This window comes from Cytobacillus sp. Bva_UNVM-123 (assembly GCF_046351715.2).
Classification (GTDB): domain Bacteria; phylum Bacillota; class Bacilli; order Bacillales; family Cytobacillaceae; genus Cytobacillus.
The window spans coordinates 4,028,529-4,042,656 of sequence record NZ_CM177772.1 but is presented as its reverse complement, the minus strand read 5'-3'; the positions used below and the strand labels follow the sequence as shown (position 1 = coordinate 4,042,656).

General features: G+C 35.0%; 8 protein-coding genes and 1 pseudogene. 7 read left to right on the top strand and 2 right to left on the bottom strand.

What is annotated here, in order from left to right; genetic code table 11:
- Positions 1-11: 11 nt before the first annotated feature.
- Positions 12-305 carry a transposase gene (locus KDN24_RS20805; protein ID WP_409974316.1) on the bottom strand — a complete coding sequence of 98 codons (294 nt, stop codon included), beginning with the start codon at positions 303-305 and terminating at the stop codon, positions 12-14.
- A 67-nt stretch (positions 306-372) separates the two neighbouring features.
- A pseudogene (gene istA / locus KDN24_RS20800) lies at positions 373-1,471 on the bottom strand (IS21 family transposase); the annotation flags it as partial.
- 656 nt (positions 1,472-2,127) lie between these two features.
- Between istA and KDN24_RS20795 the strand changes: the two are divergent.
- The 7 genes from KDN24_RS20795 to KDN24_RS20765 all read left to right on the top strand — a co-directional run bounded on the left by KDN24_RS20795 (position 2,128) and on the right by KDN24_RS20765 (position 14,021).
- Positions 2,128-2,274 (top strand): hypothetical protein, encoded by a 147-nt coding sequence (locus tag KDN24_RS20795; RefSeq protein WP_409974317.1) that lies wholly within the window; start codon positions 2,128-2,130, stop codon positions 2,272-2,274.
- Between the two features lie 92 nt (positions 2,275-2,366).
- Positions 2,367-2,498 (top strand): hypothetical protein, encoded by a 132-nt coding sequence (locus KDN24_RS20790; RefSeq protein ID WP_409974318.1) that lies wholly within the window; start codon positions 2,367-2,369, stop codon positions 2,496-2,498.
- Positions 2,485-2,679 (top strand): helix-turn-helix domain-containing protein, encoded by a 195-nt coding sequence (locus tag KDN24_RS20785; protein ID WP_409974355.1) that lies wholly within the window; start codon positions 2,485-2,487, stop codon positions 2,677-2,679. Before KDN24_RS20790 ends, KDN24_RS20785 begins: the two co-directional genes overlap by 14 nt.
- Before the next feature lie 1,213 nt (positions 2,680-3,892).
- The gene (locus KDN24_RS20780) at positions 3,893-4,870 is read left to right on the top strand and encodes a hypothetical protein (protein WP_409974319.1); all 978 of its coding nucleotides are present in this window, start codon (positions 3,893-3,895) and stop codon (positions 4,868-4,870) included.
- A 15-nt stretch (positions 4,871-4,885) separates the two neighbouring features.
- Entirely contained in the window at positions 4,886-13,054 is an 8,169-nt protein-coding gene (locus KDN24_RS20775; protein WP_491348146.1) for an RHS repeat-associated core domain-containing protein, read from the top strand.
- A gap of 11 nt (positions 13,055-13,065) precedes the next feature.
- Positions 13,066-13,434: a hypothetical protein gene (locus KDN24_RS20770; RefSeq protein WP_409974323.1), complete on the top strand. Its 369-nt coding sequence runs from the start codon at positions 13,066-13,068 to the stop codon at positions 13,432-13,434.
- Positions 13,435-13,481: 47 nt separating this feature from the next.
- A complete protein-coding gene (locus KDN24_RS20765) occupies positions 13,482-14,021 on the top strand; it encodes an RNA 2'-phosphotransferase (protein WP_409974324.1) in 540 nt (179 codons plus the stop codon).
- The last annotated feature ends 107 nt before the right edge of the window (positions 14,022-14,128 follow it).

The following is a 14,128-nucleotide window of genomic DNA, read 5'->3' as shown; positions in this document are numbered from 1 at the left end:
GAATTCATATTTTACCGAGGGCTTTTCGCGAAGTAGTGCATCGCCTTTTTTAAGATTTCATTTTCCTCCTTGAGGTCCCGAAGTTCCTTCTGAAGAGCTCTTAATTCAGCTGATTCGGTGGGAAATGTTTGTACAGCTTTAATTTCTGGTTGGTTGCCATATTTCTTTACCCAGCCATGTAAAGTATTTTCGTTCACTCCTACTTCTCTAGCTACTTGGGCTACAGACTTATGGTTTTCACGAATATATTTTACCGTCTCAATTTTAAATGTCTCATCGTATCGTTTGCCATTACCTCTTGTCATACAGACACACCTCGTTATAGTTGATATATTTATTATAACAATCTGTGTCTACTTTTTAGTCTAGCATCACTTGTAAGCCTACTTTCTTTCCTTGATATTCTGGTGGTACGGAGTACTGGCTTGATTTGTAGGAGATCATGTTGGATGCATTGACTTTTACCAGTGTATGCTTGATGCGATAGGAATCTCTTATTTTTTCAGTTGGTAGCTGGGATAAGTGGTTCCTTTCTTTTTTAAATTCAATGATCGGAATTTTTCCCGTACCTTGGTGGATCTGGTGATTAACTCGGTTGGCTAAATCCTGTATAAACTGATGCAATTCCTCTAATGTTAGTTGTCCCTGATAGGCATGTATTTCGTCTAGTAGCTTCATTGTGGTCTCTATTTTCCCCTTTGTCCTTGGTCGGCCAGCGATACATGCCCTCACTTTAAAGCCAAAGTCTTTCGCAAACTGTTCAAACTTTATATTCACTTTACCTGGACCATGTTCCGTTCTAGCTTCATCCATCACGGTTTTCATATTATCCGTAAGGATTTCTGCAGGCACACCCCCAAACGTTTCAAAAGCTTCTGTTAAAAAGGAAAACAATGTGCTTTGTGATTTTGATATACTCATGTGGAATGTACGTACTCTTGAAGTTGATAGAATGAGGGCAGCCACATTTATCTCAACCTGTTCACCATCTTTTGTCTCATACAGAATGTTTTCCTTCCAATCTAATTGTGCTTGTTTGCCTGGTGGAGTTTCATAACGAATCGTTCCCTTAGGAGAAGCAATACGTTTGTCCTCTGTAAAGTAGGCATTAAATTCTGGTGTACGTGCTATATCGGCACGAAAGGTAGAAGCCCCACACTCCAAATCCATGATTATCCTTTAAATACTGCCAAAGCACTCGGCGATAGTAGAATACTTGTTTGGACTCCTCCGAAAGGAGGGCAGCTATTATTTCATAATACTCATCAATCTTGGATGGCTTTTCCCGTTTCCTTTTTGGCACAAAACCATTTAGGTATTTATCAATGGTTCGGCGATCCACACCCAATTCTTCTGCTAATTTACTTTTATTAATTTTCATTTTCATGTACTCCATTAATTGTTTGAATTTTGGTAAGTCTAACAGACTTTTAATCTCAAAATTGATATCAAGATTCAACGGTATGTACATACTAATCACCTCAAGACTAGTATGTAGGTCACCATCAACTTTGTACATGTTTATTCAAGCATTATTGTACATATTTAAATTAGCATTTCTAATTGGAAACACATAAAGTATTTTGTAAGGGAATCCTATTTATTTGACCAATTTATTAGAAAGCTTCCCCCTGGGTTAAGATTGAAAGCATTGTTGGAGGTTCATGAATTAACTTTTGAGAATCTTAATTATATGGGACTTAAAGGAGCTGAAAGATATATTGGTGAAGATTATCCAAATACCAAAATTAGAGGAATTAGTAATAAGTTGTTGAAATTGGCGATAGTCCTCGATGTGCCAATGGAGATGCTTACATTAGTGATGAAATGCTGAATTTTGAAGCTAGGAATAGCTTTTTTGAGTACAAATACAATAAAAGCGAAATAGTTAGTTTAAAAAAAGTTTTAAAAACAACCCTTACAATGCCTGATACTAGGAAAATAGAAGATTTTGTTATTAATACTGGTGAAAGTTCATTTTTGTAATATGAGAACATTACAATAGCTCGGTTGGATAGAAATCTGAATTATTTCAGCTTACAATTTTACACAACTTCAAAAAGACACATGGATCTTGAAATAGTAAGAGGGATTAATAGTGCGTTAGACAATAAGGTGAAATATATCGTGCAATCTAATGCACCTTTTCGTCAGGCTTCAAAAGTATCATTTTATGGATACTATGATAATTTGGATAGAGATGTAGAAGAGTTAGATTACTTTATTGAAGAAATTCTAGAAATTCCAAGCAACTATATTATTCCATATAAGTAAAGAAAAAAATAATTATCCTATTTATTAGATAAGGGTAGCTTAAAGATATTAAATGAAAAACCTCTTGTTATTAAATAATAGGAGGTTTTATTTTGAATTCTGAAAAATCAATTTCATGTAAGAGAAAACGAAAGGCTTTAGAGATATTACGAGAATGGAAAGGGATTTTGGATAAATATGAACAATTTGAACATAGGATAGTTGATAGTGATGAAAAAGAATGATGTGGAAGATTATCCTATCGTTCTTACTGCCCAAGATATTAGTCAAATCTTAAAAATATCAAAGCTAACTGCATATGAAGTCATGAAAATTCAGAACTTTCTGTCGTTAAATATTAGGAGATGTAAAAGGGTTTTACGAGATGAGTTTTTTGAATGGCTTAAGACAAATGGAAAAGTATAATATGTAGTTTCAAAGACTGGGTTTAAGTCCAGTTATGTATAAGTTCTGGTACACCTAAAAATAATGTAATTTTTATTTTAAGATTAATCCTCGATTAAATGGTAAAGATTTCGGAGGATAATATTACACCTGTTAAAATATATCGGATCAACACTTTAACGAACCGAGGATAATTATTTGGAAGTTGGAATTTAATACAATAGGATATGATTGGGGAAAAGTTTGCACATAGCAAACTTTAATTATACATTTAGTGAAGACAATGAGCCGATTTTAAATCATTTTTACCAGCATTTACGGAAGAAAACGACCAAGATTCAAACTTCTTTTTTGTAAATGTAAAGTTAACTAATGTAAAAGGTGGTTTTGTACTAAGGATTCATCGAATGGTGATAGTGAAGAATCAAAAAGGTAGTCCACATTAAAAAACCTTTCTACTACAGCCAGAGAACTAATGAAAAAATACATTAGAAAAGTAAATACTGTTAGTAGTACTAGGTTACCTTCGGCTCAATTAAATGTGGTTGCAATTCCGTTTGAAGGTGCCCATATTATTATCTTCGCTATCTATTTGAGGTTCTTCCCAACATGTATATTATAGATGGAAATGCTTTAGATAAATTACTACCTTGGTCAACAACCTTACCAATCATTTGCAGAGTTTTTAACCAATTATCTAAATAAAAACTTGATCCCCATCTACGGAGTAGGTGGGGATTTTTTGACGCTTACCACAGAAGAGAGAAGATAGTAAAAACAAAGAAATAGAACATAATAGTCGATTTAAGGAATGAAAATAAACCTAATTAATTCATTTTATAACTTCTAAAAGAAAAAAGTAGAATCTGAGTTAAAAGTCGTTGTTAACGTCATTCTAGTCAGCTTCCTTTTTGGTGGATGACCGAACATAATTAGTTACCACAGTTGACTATAAAAAATAATAAAAATTTTTTTCAATTAAGAGTAAGCTAAATAACTAAAGTTCTAGAAAACAATCTTCTAAATTGTGTTTAGTATAGAACAAATATTTCATAAAGAAGTGTTGAAATATAAATTATACATTATATTACATATATTTCTATTATATATGATATAAATAGTTAAATTATACTATATTTACTGGAAAATATGATTAAAAATAGTTGTTTTTTCCTATTAAACTGCAGTATGATTAGTTGTGAATAATTAAAACGAGAGGAGTGACAGTAAGTATATGAAGAGAAAAAAATACTTAGTAATGACTGTTATGTTAATTTTTTGTAGTATTACTCCAGTTTCTGCACAAAAAATCCACTATAAATACGATGAGTTAAATCGGTTGGTGGAAGCTGATGTAGTAACAAAAAAGCGGCTCAATTATGTTTATGATATAGGGGGGAATCTGTTAGAAGTTAATACATCGAGTGCCCAAACGGTTTTATCTTCTATGGATGAACTCTCGTCACTAGAGGTTAGCAACAATTGGAACCCTTATGCCACAAACGGGGTTACGTCAGAATACAGGTTATTGTTAGAAAAAGTAAATCAATTTAATGAGAATCAGGGAACTGTAGAAGATAATAACCTAGAGATGGTTGAAAATATTGAAGTAGAGAATGAGCTAGAGAATGAAGGTAAATTAGAGGAAGATGTAAAGGATGAATTACAAGAAGAACTAAAATCAGGGGAAGAATCTGAAATTATAGACAATGAAAAGGTTGAAGAAAAAATTGGAAGTGGCGAACAAATTGAGGAAGTAATTGAAAGTGGAGAGCAGGTTGAGGAAGAGAGTGAAAATAGGACAAGTCCTCATGATATAAAGGATAATAATGCTGGGAAACTTAATGAAGTTCAGCAAATATCAGCTATTTCAGTTCAGCCTGGTGGAGCAAATATTTATCGAGATTTTCACTTAAAGGATCATAACACTTACACTATCAAAGGTTGGGTGAAAGCAGAAGAATTAGAGCGGGCAGCTATACAAGTGGTCATTAATTATTATGATATAAATAACATGTTGATTAGTCATGAAAATATAAAAAATATACTTGAACCTACAGATTGGATTTGGATTGATTCAAGTGTGACACCTCCAATTGATTCAACATACGCAAGGGTTCATTTACAAATATTATTTCCTAATTCATCTGGTTTAGGTACTGCTAAATTTTCAGGTATTACTCTAGAAAAAGATTCCATATATAGGAAGTAAGGTGTTTTGACAAAAATGTTTAAAAATAAAACTAATCTAACTATTGGTATTTTAATAGTTTTTATTATTTTATTTAATGTTAGTATACAGGTTACTAAAGCAAATAATAATGTTTATGAACTAGAGCCAGGTAATTCGGTGTCAATTAGTTTTCCTTATAAAAACGATACTAGTTACGTTAGGGTGTACATTAGGAACGGTTCGTTCGATTTTGCGAAATATACTAGCAGAGGGACGTATTCTTCACTATTTCAAGGTGAAGGGGATTATTACTTTGATATTTATGGCAATCAGGAAGCTGTAGTAACAAATACTTCCAGGAGTACGATTAAAATAAGTACAGCATCTAAATTAGTAGAAATAAGCGGAAGGGGAACACCAGCGTTAAAGAAAGAACAAATTGATCCAGGGGAAACTATTAAGGTTCAAAATAAAAGTACAAGCTCCGCCTCATATAAAGTTGGAGGAGCACATGATAATGCGACCTATGATAAAACTGGAAATATTAAAAATTATCGCATTAATTCTTCATCAGGTACTCAAAATGTATATGTAGATGAAAGTATGGTTGTTACAAATTCTGGTAAAAAAGGTTATGAAGTTATTGCACCTTATAAACTTTTCACGTTCTCAGGTAGAAGTACACCTGCTACTTTTAAAAAAGTTATTAAGAATGGTGATACTGTTGAGTTTAAGAGTATATCTTCAAACAATTTTAATTTATATTTTAATCATAATAATTATGATTATGCGACCTACAGTAATGATAAATTAACTTCTTATGGCGTACTAGGCTCTAACTCTACTAATATATTATCCTCAGGACAAATGATTGTGACTAATCAGTCTAACGAGGAGTTGGAAGTAAGAGGTCCATATGATGGTTTCACATTAATATCTAGAAACATATCTGCACTGCATAGAGAGAAATTACAAAATGGAAAAAGTATTAAGGTAACTAATAATTCTAATACATCATTAAGATTACAATTAGAAGGAACATATGATTATGCACAATATTATTCAAATGGTCAAGTAGTTAGTTATGGGGAAAATATTTCTGATTCAGTGAAAAACCTTTCTAAAGGCAGTTCAATAGTAATAACTAATTTGAACGGAGATTCAGTTCGTGTCATTGGACCTAGAGAGGATGTTAAGTGGGAAAATAGTTTAAATCCTGCGCTTTCGAAATTAACTATCCAGGAAGGGAATAGTCTTGATGTAACTAACCAAAATTCATATTTAACAGCAATTTCTCTAAATGGAGTTTATGATTATTCTTTTTATGATGGGACTAATCAAGTGTCAAGTCATTACCAAAAACAGCAGATAAAAAAGATTAGTGTAGATAGTAAGCAACGATTGGCATTGACTAATACAGGTGAAAAGCCCCAAGAAATTTATGCTCCTTATGGAGTATTTGATTTTCATACACGAGCAAGTTCAGTAACATATTCAGAAACTTTGTTGCCTGGTAAAAGTATTGAATTTAAAAATAAAACTACTAATACATTTTCAAATTATCTATCAGGGCAATATGATTATGTTTACTACAGTAATATAGATAATGTAATTAATTTTAGACGTGATGAAAAGTCGAATCATTTTAAACTTGGAAATAAGACAAGATTAGTACTTACGAACGTAGGTACATCTGCAATAGTGATCGAAGGACCGCGTGATGCGATAGAGATCAATGGTCGTTCCAATCCTGCATTGATCAAGCAAACTATAGCTCCAGAATCAAATGTTGAATTCAAGTATAAAAAGGATAGCTCGTCTACGACTGTTCATTTAACAGGAAAACATGATTATGCTTTATATAATGCTCAAAAGCAGATCATCAGCTATTTGACACGAACCAGTGCTGGGTCTGCAAATCTCGGAGTAGGAAATCGTTTGGCTGTCATGAATACAGCTGACGAAGCAATCGAAGCATATGGTGTCTACGATTTATTAGAAGTATCCCAACGCTCAACACCTGTGACATTCACGGAGAAGCTACCTCCAGGTGAAAGTATAGAACTAAAAAATACGGCAACAAGTGAATATTCGGTAAAATTAACAGGGGAATATGATTTTGTAACCTATAGCGCATCTGATAGTGTCCTGAGCTTTAGTCGTGATGCTAAGGAAACCACATCAAAAATAGGGAGTCAGTCTCGTCTAGCCCTTACGAATGTGGGCACATCAACAATGGTGATTGAAGGCCCTTACGATGCTTTCAAGATAAGTAAACGTTCCAATCCAGTGTTGCTTAAGCAGCCACTTACCCCTAAAGAAAATATTGAGTTCAAGTATAAAAAGGATCGTGGTTCCACGACGGTTCGTCTAACAGGAAAACATGATTATGCACTATATAATGCTCAAGAGCAAATCACTAACTATTTGACACGAACCAGTGCTGGGTCTGCAAATCTCGGAGTAGGAAATCGTTTGGCTGTCATGAATACAGCTGACGAAGCAATCGAAGCATATGGTGTCTACGATTTATTAGAAGTATCCCAACGCTCAACACCTGTGACATTCACGGAGAAGTTACCTCCAGGTAAAAGTATAGAACTAAAAAATAAGGCAATAAGTGATTACTCGGTAAAATTAATTGGGGAATATGATTTTGTAACCTATAGCGCATCTGATAGCGTCCAGAGCTTTAATCGTGATGTTAAGGCGACTACATCAAAAATAGGGAGTCAGTCTCGTCTAGCCCTTACGAATGTGGGTACGTCAACAATGGTGATAGAAGGCCCTTACGATGCTTTCGAGATAAATAAACGTTCCAATCCGGTGTTGCTCAAGCAGCCACTTGCCCCTAATGAAAATATTGAGTTGAAGTATAAAAAGGATCGTGGTTCCACGACGGTTTACTTAACAGGAAAACATGACTTAGCCATGTATAATGCTCAAGGTCAGCAAACAAGTTATTCGAGACGAACAAGTACTGGGTCTGCAAGTCTTGGGGTAGGGAATCGTTTGGCGGTTATGAACGCAGCTACCGAAGCGATCGAAGCATATGGTGTCTACGATTTATTAGAAGTATCCAAACGCTCAACACCTGTGACATTCACGGAGAAGTTACCTCCAGGTAAAAGTATAGAACTAAAAAATAAGGCAACAAGTACTTTTTCGGTAAATTTAACAGGGGAATATGATTTTGTAACCTATAGCGCATCAGACAGTGTCCTTAGCATTGGTCGTGATGTTAAGGCGACCATTTCAACAATAGAGAGTCAGTCCCGTTTAGCCCTTACGAATGTGGGCACGTCAACAATGGTAATTGAAGGCTCTTACGATGCTTTCGAGATAAATAAACGTTCCAATCCAGTGTTGATCAAACAACTACTTGCCCCTAAAGAAAATATTGAGTTCAAGTATAAAAAGGATCGTGGCTCCTCAACGGTTTACCTAACAGGAAAACATGATTTTGCTATGTATAATGCTCAAGGTCAACAAACAAATTATTCGAGACGAACTAGTGCAGGGTCTACAAGTCTCGGAGTTGGGAGTCGTTTGGCGGTCATGAACACATCTGCCGAAGCGATCGAAGCATATGGTGTCTACGATTTATTAGAAGTATCCAAACGCTCAACACCTGTGACATTCACGGGAATGTTACTTCCAGGTAAAAGCATAGAGCTAAGAAATAAGGCATCGAGCAGCTATTCAGTAAATTTAACAGGAGAATATGACTTTGTATTGTATGATCAATTAGGCAATATTACGGGTATCAATCATAATGTCAAAACCACTACCTCAACCTTAAGTAGTCAATCACGATTAACTCTTACAAATGTGGGTACGACTACAATGATGATAGAAGGACCTTACGATGCTTTCGAAATAAAGAATCTCTCTTATCCAGTTTTATTTAAAAAGATACTTGTACCTAGTGAAAAGGTTAGTACTATAAATTTTACAAAAGTAAATCAGATAGTAGGAGTTGATGGGAAATTTTCCTATAAAATTGGAGCAGGTTCTGAAAGAAACGGTCAAAATTCAATTATTATTCCTTCAGGATCAGCGGCAACAGTTCGTAACTCTACTGTTAAAAATACTTTGTTGTATAGCCCTTATGGGATTTTACAATTTGATGAATTTAAAGAGGAAAATAACAAGCAACTATCAGGAATTAAGGCAGCAGAGAAAATTAAGAAACTAGATCCTATCCAGCATGACCCACAGTCATTCCATGCTGATCCAATTGATACTTCTACTGGTGCACAAATAATTAACCGGACATTGTTAACATCATATGGAATTGTACCGATTCCATTTCAAGCACAGTATCATTCTCTCTTAACAGATAAAGGGATACTTGGGGAGAGTTGGAGCCATAATTTCAATATCCGTTTAGAAGTAAAGGGAAGCATAGTTAATGTTTTCTGGAACGATTTCCGTTCTAATATGTTTGAAGAGGATTCAAAAGGAAATTTCATCTCAAAAGAAACGGCCACTAAATTGGATCGACTAAAGAAAAATCCAAATGGTACTTATTTGCTAAAACGTAATGATGGGACAATATACCATTTTAATGTTAATGGACAGCTAACATCTATGGAGGATAAAACTGGGTTAAAGCTGACACTTAATTATTCTGATTCTGGGCATCTATTGATGATTAAGGATCAAATATCTGGTGCTAAATTGCAATTTAACTATAATTCATTAGGTTATCTTGCAGAAGTAAAAGATCAAGCTGGACGAAAAGTCGAATTTAATTATGATATTGAAGGAAGATTAATAAAAATAACTGAACCAATTGGAACGGCTACAGTTTACAGTTATAATCAAGCTGGTCAAATTATTTCGGCAACTAGTGATGGGATCAAGCTTTTCTACAATGTGTATGATGGAGAAGGGCGTATTATAGAACAGCGGGATGCAAATAGCTCATCAACAAGATTTGCTTATGAAGAAGCTGCGGAAATGTTGTTTACAACAATAACCGACCGAAATGGTAATAAGAAGAAACATATTCATGATAAGAATTACCATTTGATTAGAATAGAAGATGAACTTAAAAGGACTACAATCTATACGTATGATGAAGCAGGCAATCGGACAAGTATAACGAATCCTCTAAATCAAAGGACAAGCTTTACGTATGATACATGCAACAATCTTGAAACAGTTGTTGATTATAGTGGTCAATCTGTCTTTATGAAGTATGATGCAGATAACAATCTTACAGAAGTTATTGGCCCTGATAAAAAAACCATTAGTTATAAGTATGATAATAATCATCGTTTAATATCGGTCACAAATCCAAAAGGCGATGTAACAACTTATACTTATGATACAGATGGCTTGTTGAAAACTATGATGGACTCACTAGGCGGTGTCACAGAATATATTTATCGGAATGGTCAATTGCTTCAGGTAATCAATGCTGAAGGTGAAAAGCTGAATTACGGATATGATCATGCTAATCGAATGAACAGCATGATAAATGAAGAAGACAATAAAATGTTGTTGCATTATAACGATAACGATCTACTTTTATCAGAAACCGATCCACTCGGTCGAACGAAGTTATTTACTTACGATAGCCAAGGGAATTTAGTAAGTGAAACCGATGCGAGAGGTAACATTACGACTTATAACTACGATGGAAACGGTGACTTAACTAGAATAACGAATGCTTTAAACCAGACAACAACATTTACGAATGACAAAGAAGGACGAATAATATCCGTTAAAAACCCATTAGGTTATCAAACAAATTTGAAGTATGATGCTGTTGGAAATGTCGTGAATTTTAAAAATGGTTTAGGAAAAGCTTTTAGCTATGTATATGATGACTTGGATCAGTTAATTGAAGCGTATGATGCGAATAGTAAAAAGTTTTATTCAGCGAATTATGATCAAGCAGGAAATATCATTTCATGGACTGACGGTCTAGACGCATCGTATAAGAACATTTTTAATGAGTTGAATCAACTAGTTGAGATCACTGATCCACTTGGACGTACAACAAAATTCAGTTATGATGATTTGAATCGTCTCGTATCTGTCACCGACCCTCTACAAGGACAGGCGAACCACAAGTATAATGCAATAGGCAAAATCGTGGAGTTGAGCGATCCAAATGGAAATTTGACAGTCAACACATATGATCGTATTGGTCGTTATCTAAGTGAAACCGACGCGATCGGGGGAAAACATTCATACCGTTACAATCGTCTCGGTATGCTAAAAAGTGAAAAGGATAGTAGAGGAAATGAAACAACATATAATTATGATGCGGCTGAACAATTAACTCAATTTACTGACCCAGATGGAAAAGTGAGTTACACATACGATGAGAATGGAAATGTTACAGCCATTATAGATGAGAATGGTCGTAAGCTTACTCGACAATATGATAAACTAAACCGTGTAGAGCAATATACGGATGAGAATGGTCAGACAATTTCTTATAAATATGATGCTGCCGGTCGTTTAACTCATCTCATATACCCAGATGGGAAAACAGTAACTTATACGTACGATGCTGATGATCAAATGACATCAGTTACAGATTGGAAGGGTCGAAAGACAACTTATAAATATGATGCCAATGGTCGATTAATAGTAACGACACGTCCTGATCGCTCTGTAGAAACGAGAACCTATGATTCCTTAGGACAAATGACGAGGCTTACTAATAAGAAAGCAAACGGTGAAATCATTCATGATTATAGTTATGAATATGATGCTGTTGGTAATCTATTGATTGAAGAAGGTGGGATTTCACCGAACTTGTCTGATTTTAATTCTCTGGGTCTAACATCTGACACACTACTTGAAGAAGGAACAGATGATGAATCATCATTTTATTTCTCTCTTGATGGTCCGGGTTTGTCCCCTAGTATGTCAGACGAGAAAAATGAGATAAAAGATTCTGATGCATCCATGACTTACACGGGTGATAACCGTCTAGAAACTTATAATGATGTAGATGTTCAATTTGATCAAGATGGAAATATGGTCTATGGTCCATTGAATGGTAAAATGGATTCCTATGTGTATGACTCTCGTAATCGACTTCTAAAGGCGGGGGAAGTTCAATATGGATACAATAGTGAGAACACTAGGACATCACTCACAATTAATGGAGAAACGACAAACTTTGTGATCAATCCTCATGCGATCTTGTCTCAATTATTGATGGAAACAGATGTAGATGGACGGGCACAAGCTTATTATGTGTACGGTGTTGGGCTTATTGGTCGGGAGGATAGTTCTGGCAATTACCAGATATATCATTTTGATCGCCGTGGAAGTACAGTTGCACTGACAAATACAAGTGGGCAAATAACTGATACGTATCACTATGACCCATATGGAGAAATGCTTGCACATGAAGGGACAACAGTGCAACCATTCATGTATAATGGACGCGATGGTGTCATGACAGATCCTAACGGTTTATATCAAATGAGAGCACGATATTACAACCCAGAAATAAAACGATTTATCAATCGTGACGTCCTGAGAGGTACGATCGACACAGCTCAAACTCTTAATCGTTATGCATATGTAAACGGCAATCCAGTCACCTATATTGACCCATTCGGTTTGAGTCGAGATGGTGATTCAAAATGGCTTCAAGGTGGAAACTTTTTAGCTGATTTGATTCCTTATGTTGGAACGTTAAAAGGGTTCCAACAAGCCTTTAGCGGAATGAATCACGTGACCGGTACAAAGCTTTCCGCAGCAGAACGCTGGTCTGAAGGAATAGGTTCCACAATGAGTTTCATCCCGATCCCTGGAATGAAGCTTGTAGGGAAGCATGCAACAGAGGGCTTGATTAAGGCTGGAAAGAATATCTATAAGGGTAGGGGTAATGCAAAGTTTACACAGATAACTGCATCACCATATTTCAGCCAAGAAGGAAAATTTGCTGGCAAAACAATTGGAGAAGTTTCAGGTATGATTCGAAATGGTCAAATTAATGTTAAGGATGTTCCTGTGGTTTATATCGAAAGGAACGGTGTAAAATTAATCGAAAATACTAGATCTTCATTAGCGCTAAAACGTGCAGGCATGGCGGAATCAAAATGGAATTTAGTCAATAAAACTGGAGACTCAGTTATTGAAGCCAAAATAACCGAGAGACTGTTACGGAATGGATTGGATAATTACGGAACTGACGTTCTTAGAATTACTGGTGTAGGAAAAAATGCTAGTAGTTTAAAATAAGGAGGTTAGGCATGGAAGTTGAAAAGGTTTTTATAATTGATGAGTTAGCCCAAGACTTTATGCATACTCCCAAGGTTGAACAAAGGGGGGGAGATTATATCCTTATGTTTGATTTTGAATCAGAATCGGGTTCTTATCAATGGACAGGAATTACATTTAAGGACGTTGCTAAGTATAGGCATACTCCTGATAACAAGGTTAATGAGGATATGCTAAAGGCGTATAATGCTGTGGGAATTGTAAAAATGTCTAATTGGTTAAAAGAAGAAAGTCCTATAAAAAAAGACAAGACTTATTATAACCATTATTTGATCTATTTTGATGGCTTTGGTGCTTATGAATTTCTAGGAACCAATTTCATTAAAGGGTTAAATTTATAATCTTTAGCCTTCTTTTTAAGGGGGCTAAAGCAAAAGGTTGGAGGAGTATGGATTACTTTAAACTAAGTAAAGAAATTTCGTATGCGCTACGTCATGCTCCTTGGGAGTATGAATTAGAGCTAGATGATGAAGGTTGGGTAGATATTGAACAACTATTAATAACCTTTCGAATTAACAATCAGTGGAAACATTTAGATGTGAATGATATGGTTAAAATGGTTGAGATATCAGATAAAAAACGACATGAGATTTCAAAGGGAAAAATTAGAGCATTGTATGGACACTCCATAACTCAAAAAATAAAAAAGAGAACTGGGACTCCCTCTTCGATCATTTACCATGGCACAGCAAGACATTTGGTGGAGCAAATATTAAACCAAGGTCTTCAACCTATGAGTAGACAATTTGTTCATCTATCAGCTGATACAGATACAGCATTTTTAGTAGGAAAAAGAAAAGACTTTTCTCCCGTTATACTAAGAATTGATGCTGAGAAGGCTCTGGATGAAGGAATAAGGTTTTACAAAGGTAATAATACTATATGGCTGGCGGATTTTATTCCGTCCGAGTACATTTCTATAGAGTAAGCATAGATAGAATTTAGAGACCTTGATTAGCTTTTAGCTTTTCAAGGTTTTTACATTATGGTTCAAATATAACTTGGAATTTGAATCAAAAGCTCATGATGGTAAGT

Excerpts from the sequence above, each read along its gene's own strand:
- KDN24_RS20805 (WP_409974316.1), bottom strand. The coding sequence starts at position 305 with ATGACAAGAGGTAATGGCAAACGATACGATGAGACATTTAAAATTGAG.
- KDN24_RS20785 (WP_409974355.1), top strand. The coding sequence starts at position 2,485 with ATGAAAAAGAATGATGTGGAAGATTATCCTATCGTTCTTACTGCCCAA.
- KDN24_RS20780 (WP_409974319.1), top strand. The coding sequence starts at position 3,893 with ATGAAGAGAAAAAAATACTTAGTAATGACTGTTATGTTAATTTTTTGT.
- KDN24_RS20775 (WP_491348146.1), top strand. The coding sequence starts at position 4,886 with ATGTTTAAAAATAAAACTAATCTAACTATTGGTATTTTAATAGTTTTT.
- KDN24_RS20770 (WP_409974323.1), top strand. The coding sequence starts at position 13,066 with ATGGAAGTTGAAAAGGTTTTTATAATTGATGAGTTAGCCCAAGACTTT.
- KDN24_RS20765 (WP_409974324.1), top strand. The coding sequence starts at position 13,482 with ATGGATTACTTTAAACTAAGTAAAGAAATTTCGTATGCGCTACGTCAT.